The following is a 15,565-nucleotide window of genomic DNA, read 5'->3' as shown; positions in this document are numbered from 1 at the left end:
CTTAGAAACGCGCGCGGATGCTGAAGGTGGTGGTGCGCGGCTCGCCGAAGATCAGCCCGTCGTAGAAGCCGTACTGGGTGTAGTACAGCTTGTCGGTCAGGTTGTTCACGTTCACCGCCAGCTGCACGGTGTCGGTCAGGGCGTAGCGCGCCATCAGGTTGACCAGGGTGTAGCCGCCCATCGGCAGGTTGCTGGCGTCGTACTTGCCACCGCCCAGCGGGCGCCCCGGGTTGGTCGACATCACCGTGCCGCTCTGCATCGACAGGCCACCGCCCACGGTCAGCTTCGACAGCGCACCGGGCAGGGACCAGGAGGTGTTCAGGCGCAGCAGGTGGCGCGGGTCCTGCTGGTAGGACAGGCCATCGACCTGCAGCCAGGTGTAGCCGGCATACACGTTCCAGCCCTGCGCCAGGCGCCCGGAGACTTCCAGGTCGGCGCCCTTGGACACCACGCCGTCCACCGCGCGGTAGATGTTGAAGCCGGTCACCGGATGCACTTCGCCGGTGCTCTCGGCCACGTTGTTCTGCTCGTTGCGGAACACGGCCAGGGCAGCATTCAACGCACCGTCGGCCCATTCACCCTTGATGCCGGCTTCGTAGCTCTTGCCGGTCACCGGGTCGAGCAGGGTGTCGTTGGCATCGCGCACGTTGCCCTGCGGGCTGAACACATCGGTGTAGCTCACGTAGGCCGAGTAGTTCGCCGCGAAGTCCCACACCAGGCCCGCGTACGGGGTGACCACCTGCTGGTCGCCCGTGGCAGCACCGCGGGTGCGCACGTCGGCCTTGGTGTAGACCTGGTTGTAGGTCTTGTAGTTGCTCACGCGGGTGCCCAGCACCAGCGACAGCGGCTCGGCCAGGCTGAAGCGGCCGGCCAGGTAGCCGCCCACGTTCTGGGTGATGGTCTTGGTGCGGGCCGGGGTGCGGAAGGTTTCGTACGGCGCGTAGCTGCCGTCCCAGGTGCGCCAGTCATCGATCGGCAGGCCGACCGCGCGGTACTGGCAGCCACTCCACGGGGCCACGCCGCCGATGGTGCAGTTGCCCAGTGCGGCGCTGAAGGCGTAATCGGTGATCTCGCTGCGGTAGCCGTTGAAGCCGGCCATCAGCTGGTGCTCGCGGCCGAACAGCTGCAGCGGGCCGCTCACGCTGATGTCCAGGTTGTCGCGGCGGGTTTCCGATTCGTTGTGGATCGCGTTGAGGAACGCGCCGCTGCCATCGGGGTTCCAGAAGCCGGCAAAGCCCTTGCCCGGGGCCGCGTTGTTGACCTTGGCCACGCCGTAGTTGGTGTAGCTCTCGCCGCTGTCATGGGCGAAGGCCACGCGCAGCTTCCAGTCCGCGCCCAGGCCCTGTTCCACGCTGCCGAACACCGAGGTGTTGTCACGCTTGGCTACGCTCCAGTCGGCGGCCGGGTTGGTGCTGCGCGGCAGGTTGGTGCGGGTGCCGTCGGCCCACCAGATCGGCACGTTGCTGCCCCACGAGCCACCGCCGTTGCGGGTGCGCTCGTACTGCACGCCCAGGTTCACCACGGTGGCGTCGCCCAGGTCGGCCTCGAAGCTGGCCAGGCCGCCCAGGCGCTGCAGGTCCTCGCGCTGGCGGAAGCTGTCCGAATCCTCGGCACTGACCACGAAGCGGCTGCGCACGCGGCCATCGGCGGTCAGCGGCACGTTGACGTCGCCCATCAGGCGGCGCTTGTCATGGCTGCCCAGGGTCAGCGAGGCGGCCCCGCCGAACTCGCGGGTCGGGCGCTTGCGCTCCAGGTAGATGGTGGCCGACGGGTCGCCGGTGCCACCGAGCAGGCCGTTGGCGCCGCGCACCACCTGCACGTGGTCGTACAGGTCCATGTTCAGGCCCGCGCCGCCGCCGCTGAAGCTGCTGGCGCCGTTGATCAGCATGCCGTCGACCTTGAAGTTGCCGACGTCGAAGCCGCGCGCACGGAAGGTGGTGCGGCCGGCGTTGTCCAGCGAATAGGTGGTGATGCCGGTGGTGCTGGTCAGCACATCGTTGATGGATTCGATCTGCAGGTCATCCATCTGCTGCCGGGTGACCGTGGTCACCGACTGCGGGGTCTGGCGCAGGCTCAGGTCCAGGCCGATGGCAGCCTTGCTGATCGGCAGCGTGTAGCTGTCCGCCTGCGACTGGCGACGCGCGGTCACTTCCAGGCCATCCAGGGTAGTCGGATTGGCATCGGCGGGGGCTTCGGCATGGGCCGCCAGCGGCAGCGCCAGGACGACGGCCAGGGCGAGAGCGCGTCGGCCGAAGGCAGGCGGGCACGGCAGGGCAGCGCGCGGCAGGCCCGCGCGGGTGAGGGCATCGGCAGTCACAGGGGGGAGTCCTTATCGGAGATACAAATGGGATCGATTCCCATTTGCGTCATGATACCGACGCGCTCCGCGTTACCGGTTCGTGAAGATGTAAGCGTATGTAACGCAGCGCGTCCGAATGGGTCAGCGCCACGACCACTGCAGGCCGACGCTGGCGCGCCGGTCCGGACCCGGTTCGTAGAAGCGGCCGTTGCCATCGTTGACGATCACCGAGCCGATGTAGGCCTGGTCCAGCAGGTTGTCCAGCCGCGCGAACGCGCGCAGGTCGCCACCGGGCAGGGTCCACTGGCGGCCGGCTTCCAGGTTCAGCACCGTGTAGCCCGGCGCACGCTCGGTGGCCAGGTCATTCACCACCGTGTCGCTGCTGGCATTGGCTTCCAGCGCCCACTGCCAGTCGCCGGGCGACCACTGCAGGCGGGCGAAGGCCTGCTGCCGCGGCACACCGGGCAGCCGGCTGCCGGCCGCCACCACCGTGTCGGGCACGCGGCAGCCGCTGCCGCCGCAGGTCAGGTACGGCGAGCGCACCTGCGCCTGCAGCCAGGTCCAGGCCAGCTGCAGTTCCCACTGCTCGGCCAGGGGCTGGTGGTACTGCAGCTCCACACCCTGGCGGCGGGTGCGGCCGATGTTGCGGTAGGTGCTGCGGCCATTGGTATTGCTGGCAACGGCCAGCTCATCGTCGGTAACGGCGCGGAACACGCTGACATCGAGCTGGGTTCCGCTCTGCGCATGCCACTTGCTGCCGACCTCGATGTTGCGGCTGCGCGCGGCCGACAGATCCAGCGCCAGGCCGGCCTGGCCGTCGCTGCGGTAGCCCAGTTCATTGAAGGTGGGGGTCTCGAAACCACGCCCGACGGCCGCATGCAGGCGCCACTGCGGGGTGGCCTCGAAGCTGACCCCGGCCACCGGCGTGGTCGCCTGGTAGCGCCGGCGGCCACTGTCGTCCGGGTTGCTGCCGGTGATGTAGCGGTCATCCGATTCGAAGCGCACGGTGCTGTGCCGCACTCCGGCCAGCAGCGACCAGCGCGGGCTCCACTGCCACCACGCCTGGGCGAACTGGTCGACGTTCTGCACGATGTCGATCTGGTCGCGGCGCTGTCGGCCGCGCACGCCCAGGGTGCTGCCGACGAAGTTCTCGTAGCCGGTGCGGTGCTGGCGCTGGCGGTCGGCGCTGATGCCCGCAACCACGTCCAGCGGGCGCCCGGCAAAGTCGCCGTTCCAACCCCAGCGCGCGTCCATGCCGCCATAGCCGCCGTCCAGGTCGATCACCCCGCCGGCGTGCAGCGGGTTGGCCTGCGCGGTGGGCGGGATCGGCAGGAACTGGGTCACCGCGCGCTGCCCGGCGTAGCCCATCAACTGCCAGCGCTGGGCGCCGCTTTCGCGCGTCCAGCGCAGGCCGGCCTGCTGCTGGCGCACCGATTTGCGCGTGTTGTACTGCTCGGCCACGGCCGTGGCCTGGCGCGGGTTGGCCGCCACCTGCGCGCGGGTCAGGCCCAGCGGGTCCTGTGCGTCGGGCGCATCAAGTGCGTTGAGCAGCAGCTCCAGGCGACCGCCGCCCACTTCAGCGCCGAGCCGTGCGTTGAGCGATTCGCGCCGCGCCCGGCTGTGGTCGCGCCAGCCGTCGGTGCGGAAGTGGTTGGCGGCGATGTTGTAGTCCACCACCGGGCCGGCACCGCGCAGCTGCGCCCCGACGCTGAGGGTGTTGTCGGCCCCGGCGTTCACCCGCAGCCGCCACGGGTCGCCGGCCTTGCCCTGCGCGCTCCATACCTGCAGCACGCCGCCGGAGGAGTTGCCGTACAGGGCGGAGAACGGCCCGCGCAGCACCTCGATGCGCTCGGCGCCGAGCAGGCTCGCATGCGAAAGCTGGCCCTGGCCGTCGGGCATGGTGGCCGGCACGCCATCGATCAGCACCCGCACGCCACGCACGCCGAAGGTGGAGCGCGCGCCGAAGCCGCGGATCGACAGCTGGGTGTCCTGCGCATAGTTCTGCCGGTCACGGGCCAGCACCCCCGGCACCCCGGCCAGCGCCTCGGATACCTGCACGCCGGGCCCGCTGCGGTCGTCGCCCACCCACACCGTGTCCTGGCTGGCCGGCAGTGCGAACGGATCGATGCCCTGCACGCGCGCGGCCTGCACTTCCACGGTCGGCAGCTGCTGCGGGGCGGGGGCGGCGGTCTGCGCCAGTGCCGGCAGCGGCAGCAGGGCGATCAGCAGGGGCAGGCGGTGGGGCGCCAGGGACTCGTTCATCGTTCAGCTATACGCACGGCGGGGAAACAACACGGCATGGTACGGGCTGCAGCGTGACGATGGCCGCCGCGCCGGTGGCACGCTTTGTTACGATGGCAGGGCTGCGGCCGACGGCCGCCGCTTCACGACCCGCGCTTCTTCTCCCCCTCAAATAGAACGAGTACCGCCGTGTCCTTCTTTGCAAACGTGGAACTGGTCCCGGGCGACCCGATCCTGGGCCTGACCGAGGCGTACAACGCCGACAGCCGCCCGACCAAGGTCAACCTGGGTGTGGGCATCTACTACGACGAGAGCGGCCGCATTCCGCTGCTTCGCGCCGTCAAGCAGATCGAGCAGCAGCTCGCCACCGAAGCCAAACCGCGTGGCTACCTGCCGATCGACGGCCTGCCTGCCTATACGCAGGCGACCCGTGAGCTGGTGTTCGGCAAGGACTCGCCGCTGCTGGCCGCCGGCCGCGTCACCACCGCACAGACCGTCGGTGGCAGCGGTGCGCTGCGCGTCGGCGCCGACGTGCTGAAGAAGCTGCTGCCGCACGCCACCATCGCCATCAGCAACCCGAGCTGGGAAAACCACCGCGCCGTGTTCGGTGCCGCTGGTTTCGACGTGGTCGAGTACACCTACTTCGACCCCGCCACCCATGGCGTGGATTTCGACGGCATGCTGGCCGATCTGCAGAAGCTGCAGGCCGGCACCGTGGTGCTGCTGCACGCCTGCTGCCACAACCCCACCGGCGCCGACCTCACCGTCAGCCAGTGGAAGCAGGTGGCCGAAGTCCTGAAGGACAAGCAGCTGTTCCCCTTCATCGACATGGCGTACCAGGGCTTCGACAAGGGCATCGAGCAGGATGGCGCCGCCGTGCGCATCATCGCCGAAGCCGGCATCGACAGCTTCATCGTCGCCAACTCGTACTCCAAGTCGTTCTCGCTGTATGGCGAACGCGTGGGTGCACTGTCGATGGTTGCCCCGACCGCCGCCGATGCGAAGGCCGTGCAGTCGCAGGTCAAGCGCGTGATCCGCACGATCTACTCCAGCCCGTCCACCCACGGTGCCGCGCTGGTGGCCGGCGTGCTGACCAACCCGGACCTGCGCGCGATGTGGGAGCAGGAACTGACCGAGATGCGCGAGCGCATCCACGCCCTGCGCCAGGGCCTGGTCGAAAAGCTCGCCGCCGCCGGTGCCCCGCAGTTCGCCTTCATCAACGAACAGGCGGGCATGTTCTCCTACTCCGGCCTGAGCCGTGAGCAGGTCGACCGCCTGCGCGACGAGTTCGGCATCTACGCCGTCGGCACCGGCCGCATCTGCGTGGCCGCGCTGAACCAGAACAACCTGGAATACGTCGCCAAAGCCGTGGCCACCGTCGCCAAGGGCTGAAGCAACGCCGCAAGGTACTGAAACAAAGGCGCCGAAAGGCGCCTTTGTTTTTGCTTCCGCCTCTGCCTTTGCCACCCCCACCGCGCTCGCGGCGAACCCTGAAGCGCGCGGGAGGGACAGGCTGCGCGGGACCGCAGGCGCCATGGAGGGCGCCTACGAGCCCCCATGGATGGGTTCACGGCGTGTCCCGCGCAGCCTGTCCCTCCCGCGCGCCTCGAACAAAAGAACGCGCCGCACAGCGCAACGCCCCTGTAAACGATTTCGCCTCAAACCAATCACGCACGCGCCGCGCACAGCAGCGACAATAGGCGTTTTCCCGCTGCCGAGACCTGCCCGCTCATGTCCCGTACTTCGTTGACCCGCTTCCTGATCCAGGAACAGCACGCCGGCCGCATCAACGCCGACCTGCGCCAGCTGATCGCCGTGGTCGCCCGCGCCTGCACCAGCATCTCCATCGCCGTCAGCAAGGGCGCCCTCGGCGGCGTACTCGGCGAAGCCGGCACCGGCAACGTGCAGGGCGAAGCACAGAAGAAGCTGGACGTCATCAGCAACGAGATCCTGCTGGAAGCCAACGCCTGGGGCGGCCACCTCGCCGCCTGCGCATCGGAAGAGATGGACCACAGCCAGCCGGTGCCGGACATCTACCCGCGCGGTGATTTCCTGCTGCTGTTCGATCCCCTCGATGGCAGCTCCAACATCGACGTCAACGTCTCCGTCGGCACCATCTTCTCAGTGCTGCGCTGCCCGACCAACGTCGAACTGCCGGGCGATGAAGCGTTCCTGCAGCCGGGCAGCAGGCAGATTGCCGCCGGCTACTGCATCTACGGGCCCAGCACCCAGCTGGTGCTCAGCGTCGGCCACGGCACCCACGCCTTCACCCTGGACCGCGAGACCGGCGAGTTCGTGCTGACCACCGAGAACATGCAGATTCCGGCGGCCACCCAGGAGTTCGCCATCAACATGTCCAACCAGCGCCACTGGGAAGCCCCGATGCAGGGCTACGTGCAGGACCTGCTGGCCGGCAAGGAAGGCGCGCGCGGCAAGAACTTCAACATGCGCTGGATCGCCAGCATGGTCGCCGACGTGCATCGCATCCTCACCCGCGGCGGCATCTTCATCTACCCGTGGGACAAGAAGGAACCGGACAAGGCCGGCAAGCTGCGCCTGATGTACGAAGCCAACCCGATGGGCCTGCTGGTCGAGCAGGCCGGCGGTGCCGCGTCGACCGGTCGCGAGCGCATCCTCGACATGCAGCCCAACCACCTGCACCAGCGCGTGCCGGTGTTCCTCGGCTCGCGCGAGGAAGTGGCCGAAGCGGTGCGTTATCACCAGGAGCATGACGCGAAGACCGTTTGAAGGCGGCCATCCCTACAGCGGTCATGGCAGTACGATGACATGACCGCGGGGTGACAGCAGCGGCGGCAAACGGCACCATCAAGCCCTTGCCGCCGAAGGATTGCACGCATGCACGAGCCGGGCCCGGTCGATTTCATCGAAGTCATCCACAACGCCGTCCCCAGTGACGTCTGCGCCGCCATCGTCGCCCGCATGCGCGGCAGCCAGGGCCTGAAACCCGGTGCGGTAGGCAGTGGCGTATTCCCCGAGCTCAAGCACAGCAAGGATCTGCGCATCAGCGGGCTGGATGCCTGGCGCGACGTGGACAACGCGCTGCAACAGGCGGTTTTCGCCGGGCTGCAGACTTATCTACGTCGTTATCCACAGGCACTGATCGCACCATTGATGTTGCAGATCCAGGACAGCAACGGCCAGCCGCGCCGACTGTCAGCTGAGGATTTCCCCGACATGGCACCGGAGCAGCTGGCCGAGCTCGCCCGCACCTGCCTGCGCCCCGGCGCCATCAACCTGCAGTGGTACGCGGCGGGCGAGGGCGGTTACCCGTACTGGCACTGCGAGCTGTACCCGAAGGATGCGCAGGCGGAGACGCTGCACCGGCACGTGTTGTGGACGCTGTACCTCAACGACGACTTCGAAGAGGGCGAGACCGAGTTCCTGTTCCAGGGCCGCAAGATCGCACCGCGCACCGGCAGCCTGCTGATTGCGCCGACCGCGTTCACGCACACCCATCGCGGCAACCGGCCGCAGGGCGGCGACAAGTTCATCGCCACCAGCTGGATCCTGTTCCAGAGCGCGCAGAAGTTGTTTGGAGGGTAACGCCCTTTGTAGAGTCGAGCCATGCTCGACTGCTTTTCGCTTTCAGTCGAGCAAGCGCGACGCTACGAGACCTGCTTCCGCCCATACCGCTTCGGTCGCTCGTGGACGACAGGCAGCGTGGCGTTTCGCGAATGGAGATACATCCCCGGCATCCAGGTCAGAACGCCCTGCGCGATCAGCGCCGCAATGCCCCAGGACCATTGCGCTGTCAGGATGCTGGCAACGAGGATCAGTCCCAGAAGCGCCATAGCCATCAGTGACAGTACATGCCAGATGGCATGCGCTACGTAGCCAAGCTCCGACACCACTTCCGATTCACAGCTGCTGCAGCGGGTGCGTGTCTTCCTTTCAATTGCCTGGTAGATCGGAAACCTCTGCCCAGCTGCCCTGCAGGCCGGGCAGGAGAAGGTGAACGGCAATCTCATTTCTACGTCCCGGCTCCAAACACCAGTGAAAGGCCGGCATCAGACCAGCGGCAACGAACACCAGCGCCGGCAGACGTCTCGGGTGCCTCGCGGATTGTGGCGTGGAAGCGAAGCATTCGACTCTATTCTCCTGGTGCCACTTGTTGCGCTCCTTCTCTGTATACAAGCTGCAGCAGAAGCACGAGGACTTCAAACACCAGGTAGGTCGCGCCAAGCGCTGCCAGGTAACTCCATCCGCTTGCTACACCAGGACCACAGTACGCTCCAGTAAGGCACCCGAAGAGCTGCCGAAGGATCTGAGCTTCGACCAGCAATGCAGCAGCCGCGACAGCGAACTTCGCGACTACGGATGCTGCCTTCCTGAGCGTGTTCCCCTGAACGCTGCGGAGATCCCGCAGGATTCTCATGACACGTACCGGAAGGATACCAACGGCACCTGCGCCGATGAGTCCAAGAAGATAGATCAAAGCGGTGGGCATCACGTGGCCCATATGCTTCCCTTGAGCGCGATTCCAGTGGTCCAGTCAAGCGGATGTCCAGATGTCCTTGATGCAAGGTCGAAGCAGCGAAAACAGCGGAAGGTATCAGCCTGGCTTCAACTACCTTCTTGAGGGATGCGCCTCTACAAAGGGAGAGTCATCGGCATGCGTCCTCCCCTCCCACGCACCGAGTTCGGCGATGTTCGCGCTTCTGGCCTTGATTGCACGATGGATGCTGACAGGAACGTTGCAGTCTCCGGGCCAGTCCAAAGGGCTTGCGAGCGTGAACGTCGCCCGCAACGAAACCTCAAGACGGTGACGCTCGACTGCGTCAACGGTGACCTCACCCGTGGCGGCCGTGCTGTAGCAGCCACTCTTGCCTGCAAAATCGCTTGCTCCGTTGCTGAAGAACGCGCGAACTCCCTGCTCTCCGATAGTGAAGACCTGTCCGACACGCGGGGATTCGGGAAGTACTACCGTCAGCTTTGAGAAACTCGAACGGTCGGCATTCCAGGTACGCTTGAAGTCCCTCACAGCGACGACGGTTTGTTCACCATCGGAGATTCTGTGGCACGAGAAGGGCAAGCTTCTCGTATCAACGTCTAGGCACGTGTCTTCAATCGATGACGCATGGCTGACGAAGAACGCAGATCGATCTGCTGCGGCGGCTGCCGTCGGAAGCCAAGCCAGCATCGCCAACGTAATGGATCGCGCGTGCAATCTACTGAGTACGATCACACCCGCCTTCTTGTAGATCTGCGCATGGGGCCCTCATTGCATCGCCCTCCGCGTGAGTTATTTGGGGGGTGACGTGTTCGTAGTGTCGATCTTGCTCGACGGCTCTTTGTCGCGCGCTCAGTCGAGCAAGCTCGACTCTACAATCGAGGCGCAGCATCAGGTTTCCGGCTTTCTCCAAAGTCTGATCAGGACCTTGTACATCACCCAGGCGATCCAGCCACAGGCCAGGCCGATGCCGGCGACAATGATTTCTTCGTCGCCGAACGGCGATCCATTCAATCCTTGATAGACAACGAAGCCGATTGCCCGCAAGGAAAACAGTGCAAACAGCACGATAGGTGCCCAGAGAATTATCTTCATCGTTGTCTCAGAGGATAGGTAGAGTCGAGCTTGCTCGACTCTACAGGGCCAGCGCTACGCCCACGGCGATCAGCACGATCACCAGAACGGGTACTACGTAGCGCAGCAGCACGCGGTTGAGGCGCTCGGCCGCTCGATCGTCGTCCTGCACGCGCTGCAGCAGCGTCTGCCGATCCAGGTAGCAGCGGTCGGTCGCCACGACCTCGACCAGGCCGTCGTCGATCATGTCGTACAGCACCTCTTCCAGCTCCACATCGAATGCGGCCAACGGAATCGAGGTCGCCTGCGAAAACGCCTGCCGCTGCTCGAAGTACTCCAGCACCTGGCGATGCTGCGCCTGCATCCAAGGATGGGTGTTGGCAGCGGAGGCGGTGATCGCCGCGGCAAGTACACCATCGTTCACGGACATCTCCTGTCCGGCCCTTCATGGGCCTCGCCCCGATTCTTGGCCGAAGCGGGGCGCAATGTCCACCCAGTCGCGGCGAGCGCGCTCGACTGCCTCCGCCCCGTAGAGTCGAGCTTGCTCGACTGCCTTCAACATCCGTCGAGCAAGCTCGACTCTTCTAGAACAACGACCCCTGCGGCGATTCCTTCCGCGGCGGCAACGGCTTCAGGAACCGGCTGCAATCCAGCTTCGGCCAATGGCTGTTCTGCGCGTTGAACCCGAGACGCTTTCGCGCCAGCTTGAACCGGTTGTTCAACAGATCCGCATACACGCCCTGGCCGCGCATGCGCGTGCCGAACTGGCTGTCGTAGTCCTTGCCGCCACGCAGCTGCTGGATGGTGCTCATCACGTGCGCGGCGCGATCAGGGTGGTGCGTGTCCAGCCAGTCGCGGAACAGCGGCGCTACCTCCAGCGGCAGGCGCAGCAGCACGTAACCGGCGGTGCCGGCGCCGGCATCATGCGCGGCTTCCAGCACGGCCTCCAGCTCGCTGTCGTTGATCCACGGAATGACCGGCGCCACCATCACGCCCACCGGAATGCCTGCCTCGTGCAGGCGCTTCATCGCGCGCAGCCGGGCGTGCGGCGCCGACGCGCGCGGTTCCAGCTTCGCCGACAGGTGCGGGTCCAGCGAGGTCACCGAGAAGTGCACGCTGACCAGGTTCTCTGCCGCCAGCGGTGCCAGCAGATCGATATCGCGCTCCACCAGCGCGTTCTTGGTGATCAGCGAGAACGGATGCTTCGTCTCCAGCATCACTTCGATCAGCTGGCGGGTGAGTTTCAGCTTGCGCTCGATCGGCTGGTAGGCATCGGTGTTGATGCCCAGTGCAATCGGCTGTGGCACATAGCCGGGCTTCGACAGTTCCTTGCGCAGCAACTGCGGTGCGTTGGTCTTGGCGAACAGCTTGGTCTCGAAGTCCAGGCCCGGCGACAGATTCAGATAGGCGTGCGAGGGCCGTGCAAAGCAGTATGAGCAGCCATGCTCGCAGCCGCGGTAGGGATTCACCGACTGGCTGAAACCCACGTCCGGGGAGGTGTTGCGGCTGATGATGCTGCGCGCAGTCTCGGCGCGCACTTCCGTGCGCAGGCGCGGGGCGAGGAACTCGTCGCTTTCGTCGATGGCCCAGCCGTCATCGACCGCTTCGCTCACCGTGCTTTCGAAGCGCCCCGCCAGGTGGGACGTGGAACCCCGGCCCTTGATGGCGGCCTGGGCGTTGCGAGGGTGGGATTGCATGGCGCCCTCCGGCCGTTTCAGAGACGTTAGTATTATTGCTAACCACAGGCGGCGCAAGCGGCCAGGATTCACGTAGCCGTAGGCGTGGCGGGGGATGTGAGCGCTGGTTGACCCCAGGCTTATCCACAGGTTCCACGGGATCACGCAGGCGCCATCGCCGCAGCAGGCCGACAGGATGGGCTACGGGGGTCTCAGCAGCTGAGATGGGGAACGACCGGTAGCGCCGGGGCATGCCCGGCGCCGGCGATTACAGCAGGGCGAGGTAGCCGCGCACGGTGGTATCGAGCCCGTCGTACAGGGCCTCGCCGATCAGCGCGTGGCCGATCGACACCTCCAGCACCTCCGGCACCGCGGCCAGGAAGTCGCGCAGGTTGTCCTGCGAAAGATCGTGGCCGGCATTCACGCCCAGCCCGACCGCCTGTGCGCGCCGTGCGGCGGTGGCGAACAGCTCCAGCATCGCAGTGGCATCGCCGGCCGCATGCGCTTCGGCATAGGGACCGGTGTACAGCTCGATGCGGTCGGCACCCACGGCAGCGGCCTGTTCCAGCAGCGGGTTGCCGGCATCCACGAACAGGCTGACGCGGCAGCCCATCGCCTTCAGCTCGGCCACCAGCGGACGCAGGCGCTCGCCATCGCGCTCGAAGTCGAAGCCATGGTCCGAGGTGATCTGGCCGTCGCCATCGGGCACCAGGGTGGCCTGTGCGGGGCGGGTCTGCGCGCACAGCGGCAGCAGGCCCGGATAACCTTCGCGCGGGGGGGCGAACGGATTGCCTTCAATGTTGAACTCGACACCACGGGCGCGGGTCAGCGTCGAAAGCGACAGCACGTCCTCTGCAGTGATGTGGCGACGGTCCGGCCGCGGGTGCACGGTGATGCCGTGGGCGCCCGCGTCCAGGCACGCCTGGGCGGCACGCACGACATCGGGTTCGGCACCGCCACGCGAGTTGCGCAGGACGGCGATCTTGTTGACGTTGACGCTGAGCTGGGTCATGGAACGGGACTACGGGGCAGAAGGGGGTGGGGAAGTGCCGTCATGGGCCTGCGCCCGGGCCTGCTCGCGCAGGCGCCGCAGCTCCTCGGCATCGATCAGAGTGGACGGGTCGCGCTGCAGGTCGCCGAAGCGGGCCACGTAGCGGCCGCGCACCCACGCCAGCAGAAGGCCGAGGGCGGCCAGCAGGGCCAGCGACATCAGGCCCATGTTCGGGGTTTTCAGCGCGAAGGCGAAGCAGCCCAGCGCCAGCAGCAGGTACAACCAGTACATGTTCCATCCTCCCCAGGCATCGGCCGCAGTGTAGCGCTGCCTTACAGCAGCGGCGAGGCCAGGCGGGCGAAGGCCTCCGGCAGGCGGTGCAGCCACAGCGAGCGCCCAGCCTCATTGTGCACCCGCGTGGCGCTGTCGAACTCGGCCTGCAGCAGGGTGGCCAGCTCCGCCACGCGGTCCTGGTCGCTGATCATCATCGACAGCTCGAAGTTCAGGCGGAAGCTGCGGTGGTCGAAGTTGGCGCTGCCGACAATGCAGACATCGTCGTCGGCGATGAACGCCTTGGTGTGCAGCATGCGCGGGCCGTACTCGTAGATCTTCACCCCCGCGTGCAGCAGTTCGTCGAAGTAGGAACGCGCGGCCTGGGTCACGAACCAGGAATCGCTCATCTTCGGCACCAGCAGGCGCACGTCCAGGCCGCCCAGCGCCGCCGAGGTCAACGCCATGCGCGCCGCCTCGCCGGGCACGAAGTAGGGCGTCACCAGCCAGACCCGTTCATTGGCTTCCTGGATGGCCGCCACGTGCAGGCGGTGGATGGTTTCCCAGCCCGAATCCGGGCCGGACACCAGCACCTGCGCATCAATGTCGCCGTCGCCGCGCAGCGGCATGTCGGCCGGCCACAGGCGTGCGATGTCGAAGCGCGAAGGCTCCTGGCCGCTGGCGTAGAGCCAGTCCTCGGCGAACACCAGTTGCAGGCTGCGCACCACGTGGCCACGGATGCGCATGTGCAGGTCGCGGTAGGCGTTCGGGTTGCGGCTCTCGTCTTCCTCGTCGGTGATGTTGATGCCGCCGGTGAAGGCCAGCTGGCCATCGATGATCACCAGCTTGCGGTGCGTGCGCAGGTTCAACCATGGGCGCTTGAAGGGTTTCAGCAGCTGCCGCGGATGGAACCAGACCGCTTCGCCACCGGCCTCCAGCAGGGGCTGCAGGAAGCGCGCCGGCAACGCCGAGGAACCCACCGCATCAAGCAGCAGGCGCACCTGCACGCCGGCGCGGGCGCGCTCGACCAGGGCATCGCGCAGGGCGGTGCCGGCGTGGTCCGGGTTGAAGATGTAGTACTCCAGGTGCACGTGATCGCGCGCCCCGGCGATGGCCTCGATGAGGGCCGCATAGGTCGCCGCGCCATCCACCAGCCAGGTCACTTCGGTGGCACTGCTCGGCGCCAGGCCGGTGGTGGCCTGGGCGACCTTGGCCAGCTCGGTGCAGCCGGCATCGGGCGGGCAGACATCGCTGTAGTGCTCCATGCCCGAACGCGCGCGGCCACGGCGCAGGCGCTGCCGCTTCACTTTCTGCGGGCCCAGCAGGTAGTAGATGAAAAGGCCGAGGTAGGGCAGCAGCGCCAGCGACAGGATCCAGCTGAGCGTGGCCACCGGCTCGCGCTTCTGCAGCATGATCCAGCCGGTCAGCGCGAGCAGGTAAAGCAGATAGGCCACCGCCAGGATCGTTCCCAGGTGGGCAATGCCATCGAGCCAGAGGCGCAGCGAATCGAAGAGGGCGAGCATGCGCCGATCATAGCGGGCGCGGGCGTGGTGATGGGGTCACGTCGCCGGGCACAAAAAAGACGCCCCTGTTTCCAGGGGCGTCTGCAGTCGCGTCATGACTGTTGTGCTGCGGTATTGCGTATTACTGCTGCACGAAGCCGATCTTCTTCATCTGAGCATTCTTCGCGGCGGCCAGAACCTTGGCCATCACGTCGTACTCGGAATCCGGGCTCGCGTCGATGCGCAGTTCGGGCTGGTTGGTCGGGTCACGCTGGACCTCCTGTTCCATCCGCTGCTGCAGATCGTGCGTACCGATCGGGCTGTTGTTCCACGAGACCTGGTTGCTAGCGTCGATCTTGAGTTCGATCGGCGGCGGCGGTTCGACCAGCTGCGGCGGTGGGTTGAGCACGCGCTGCGGCAGGTCCACGGCGATCGGGTACGTCATGATCGGCGCGGTCACGATGAAGATGATCAGCAGAACCAGCATCACGTCCACGAGGGGCGTGACGTTGATGTCGGCCATGGGGCCCTTGCCACCACCACTACTGAATGCCATGGCTTATTGCCCCTTCTCTTTGGTCGCGACGAAGCCGACGTCCAGCATGCCCTGCTCCTGCGCGACCTTGGTCAGGTCGTTGATGACGCGCATCTTGGTGGTGCGGTCACCACGCAGGTTCAGCGGCGGCTGCGGGGTCTGCTGGGCGGCGGTCGCCAAGCGCGACTCGAGAGTCTGCTTGTTGATTTCTTCGTCGTTCCAGTAGATCGAGCCATCTTCCTTGACTGCCAGGGTGATGGGACCCTTGCGATCGTTGGTGTCGTCCGGCTTCTGGACCAGGTTGGCCTCCGGCAGATCCACCTTGACCTTGTGGGACATCAGGGGCGCCGTGATGATGAAGATGATCAGCAGCACCAGCATCACGTCCACGAGGGGCGTCACGTTGATGTCGGCCATGGGGCCGCCGCTGTTACCACTACTGAAAGCCATAACGGGCTCCGTCTAGATCTTGGTGACTACGTCGTTCGTCGCAGGGTGGCGCGCCG

Annotated in this window: 16 protein-coding genes; 5 read left to right on the top strand and 11 right to left on the bottom strand. The window is 66.3% G+C overall.

The genetic code is table 11. The features are described from left to right. Nucleotide 1: 1 nt before the first annotated feature. Together C1927_RS00120 and C1927_RS00115 are read right to left on the bottom strand one after the other, a co-directional pair. Nucleotides 2-2,317 carry a TonB-dependent siderophore receptor gene (locus C1927_RS00120; protein WP_216821163.1) on the bottom strand — a complete coding sequence of 772 codons (2,316 nt, stop codon included), beginning with the start codon at nt 2,315-2,317 and terminating at the stop codon, nt 2-4. Between the two features lie 123 nt (nt 2,318-2,440). Next, the gene (locus tag C1927_RS00115) at nt 2,441-4,561 is read right to left on the bottom strand and encodes a TonB-dependent receptor (RefSeq protein WP_108745593.1); all 2,121 of its coding nucleotides are present in this window, start codon (nt 4,559-4,561) and stop codon (nt 2,441-2,443) included. A 168-nt stretch (nt 4,562-4,729) separates the two neighbouring features. Between C1927_RS00115 and C1927_RS00110 the strand changes: the two genes are divergently transcribed. From C1927_RS00110 to C1927_RS00100, 3 genes are all read left to right on the top strand, one after another. After that, on the top strand, nt 4,730-5,932 hold the full coding sequence (locus tag C1927_RS00110) for an amino acid aminotransferase (RefSeq protein ID WP_079224493.1): 1,203 nt from the start codon (nt 4,730-4,732) through the stop codon (nt 5,930-5,932). A gap of 339 nt (nt 5,933-6,271) precedes the next feature. Further along, complete coding sequence (locus tag C1927_RS00105; RefSeq protein WP_079224491.1) at nt 6,272-7,288, top strand: class 1 fructose-bisphosphatase; 1,017 nt, start codon at nt 6,272-6,274, stop codon at nt 7,286-7,288. A gap of 108 nt (nt 7,289-7,396) precedes the next feature. Further along, nucleotides 7,397-8,104: a 2OG-Fe(II) oxygenase gene (locus tag C1927_RS00100; RefSeq protein WP_079224489.1), complete on the top strand. Its 708-nt coding sequence runs from the start codon at nt 7,397-7,399 to the stop codon at nt 8,102-8,104. 62 nt (nt 8,105-8,166) lie between these two features. Here the strand turns inward: C1927_RS00100 and C1927_RS00095 are convergent, their stop codons facing one another. Beyond that, nucleotides 8,167-8,529 (bottom strand): hypothetical protein, encoded by a 363-nt coding sequence (locus C1927_RS00095; RefSeq protein WP_159095261.1) that lies wholly within the window; start codon nt 8,527-8,529, stop codon nt 8,167-8,169. 101 nt (nt 8,530-8,630) lie between these two features. Here C1927_RS00095 and C1927_RS21565 point away from each other — a divergent pair, with 101 nt between their 5' ends. Then, a complete protein-coding gene (locus C1927_RS21565) occupies nt 8,631-9,140 on the top strand; it encodes a hypothetical protein (RefSeq protein WP_216821162.1) in 510 nt (169 codons plus the stop codon). 33 nt (nt 9,141-9,173) lie between these two features. Continuing rightward, a complete protein-coding gene (locus C1927_RS21275; RefSeq protein WP_152027152.1) occupies nt 9,174-9,497 on the top strand; it encodes a hypothetical protein in 324 nt (107 codons plus the stop codon). Between the two features lie 405 nt (nt 9,498-9,902). Here C1927_RS21275 and C1927_RS21270 read toward each other — a convergent pair whose 3' ends face one another. The 8 genes from C1927_RS21270 to C1927_RS00050 all read right to left on the bottom strand — a co-directional run bounded on the left by C1927_RS21270 (nt 9,903) and on the right by C1927_RS00050 (nt 15,509). Further along, nucleotides 9,903-10,106 (bottom strand): hypothetical protein, encoded by a 204-nt coding sequence (locus C1927_RS21270; RefSeq protein ID WP_152027151.1) that lies wholly within the window; start codon nt 10,104-10,106, stop codon nt 9,903-9,905. Between the two features lie 40 nt (nt 10,107-10,146). Beyond that, nucleotides 10,147-10,509, bottom strand: coding sequence for a hypothetical protein (locus C1927_RS00080; protein WP_152027150.1), 363 nt, complete (start codon nt 10,507-10,509; stop codon nt 10,147-10,149). 160 nt (nt 10,510-10,669) lie between these two features. Next, nucleotides 10,670-11,782, bottom strand: coding sequence for a PA0069 family radical SAM protein (locus C1927_RS00075; protein ID WP_079224471.1), 1,113 nt, complete (start codon nt 11,780-11,782; stop codon nt 10,670-10,672). Between the two features lie 247 nt (nt 11,783-12,029). Further along, the gene (locus C1927_RS00070; protein WP_079224469.1) at nt 12,030-12,773 is read right to left on the bottom strand and encodes a pyridoxine 5'-phosphate synthase; all 744 of its coding nucleotides are present in this window, start codon (nt 12,771-12,773) and stop codon (nt 12,030-12,032) included. Nucleotides 12,774-12,782: 9 nt separating this feature from the next. Continuing rightward, complete coding sequence (locus C1927_RS00065) at nt 12,783-13,043, bottom strand: hypothetical protein (RefSeq protein WP_108745590.1); 261 nt, start codon at nt 13,041-13,043, stop codon at nt 12,783-12,785. Between the two features lie 41 nt (nt 13,044-13,084). Next, on the bottom strand, nt 13,085-14,545 hold the full coding sequence (gene cls, locus C1927_RS00060; protein WP_108745589.1) for a cardiolipin synthase: 1,461 nt from the start codon (nt 14,543-14,545) through the stop codon (nt 13,085-13,087). 121 nt (nt 14,546-14,666) lie between these two features. Beyond that, nucleotides 14,667-15,080, bottom strand: coding sequence for a biopolymer transporter ExbD (locus tag C1927_RS00055; protein WP_079224464.1), 414 nt, complete (start codon nt 15,078-15,080; stop codon nt 14,667-14,669). A 3-nt stretch (nt 15,081-15,083) separates the two neighbouring features. Next, nucleotides 15,084-15,509 (bottom strand): biopolymer transporter ExbD, encoded by a 426-nt coding sequence (locus C1927_RS00050; protein ID WP_079224462.1) that lies wholly within the window; start codon nt 15,507-15,509, stop codon nt 15,084-15,086. Between the last annotated feature and the right edge of the window lie 56 nt (nt 15,510-15,565).

The organism is Stenotrophomonas sp. ZAC14D1_NAIMI4_1 (assembly GCF_003086775.1).
Lineage (GTDB): Bacteria > Pseudomonadota > Gammaproteobacteria > Xanthomonadales > Xanthomonadaceae > Stenotrophomonas.
This window is presented reverse-complemented; position numbering and strand designations above follow the sequence as displayed.

Bases quoted from the DNA above. Each gene is read 5' to 3' on its own strand.
- C1927_RS00115 (WP_108745593.1), bottom strand. From the start codon at position 4,561: ATGAACGAGTCCCTGGCGCCCCACCGCCTGCCCCTGCTGATCGCCCTG.
- C1927_RS00105 (WP_079224491.1), top strand. From the start codon at position 6,272: ATGTCCCGTACTTCGTTGACCCGCTTCCTGATCCAGGAACAGCACGCC.
- C1927_RS00100 (WP_079224489.1), top strand. From the start codon at position 7,397: ATGCACGAGCCGGGCCCGGTCGATTTCATCGAAGTCATCCACAACGCC.
- C1927_RS00095 (WP_159095261.1), bottom strand. From the start codon at position 8,529: ATGAGATTGCCGTTCACCTTCTCCTGCCCGGCCTGCAGGGCAGCTGGG.
- C1927_RS21275 (WP_152027152.1), top strand. From the start codon at position 9,174: ATGCGTCCTCCCCTCCCACGCACCGAGTTCGGCGATGTTCGCGCTTCT.
- C1927_RS21270 (WP_152027151.1), bottom strand. From the start codon at position 10,106: ATGAAGATAATTCTCTGGGCACCTATCGTGCTGTTTGCACTGTTTTCC.
- C1927_RS00075 (WP_079224471.1), bottom strand. From the start codon at position 11,782: ATGCAATCCCACCCTCGCAACGCCCAGGCCGCCATCAAGGGCCGGGGT.
- C1927_RS00070 (WP_079224469.1), bottom strand. From the start codon at position 12,773: ATGACCCAGCTCAGCGTCAACGTCAACAAGATCGCCGTCCTGCGCAAC.
- C1927_RS00065 (WP_108745590.1), bottom strand. From the start codon at position 13,043: ATGTACTGGTTGTACCTGCTGCTGGCGCTGGGCTGCTTCGCCTTCGCG.
- cls (WP_108745589.1), bottom strand. From the start codon at position 14,545: ATGCTCGCCCTCTTCGATTCGCTGCGCCTCTGGCTCGATGGCATTGCC.
- C1927_RS00055 (WP_079224464.1), bottom strand. From the start codon at position 15,080: ATGGCATTCAGTAGTGGTGGTGGCAAGGGCCCCATGGCCGACATCAAC.
- C1927_RS00050 (WP_079224462.1), bottom strand. From the start codon at position 15,509: ATGGCTTTCAGTAGTGGTAACAGCGGCGGCCCCATGGCCGACATCAAC.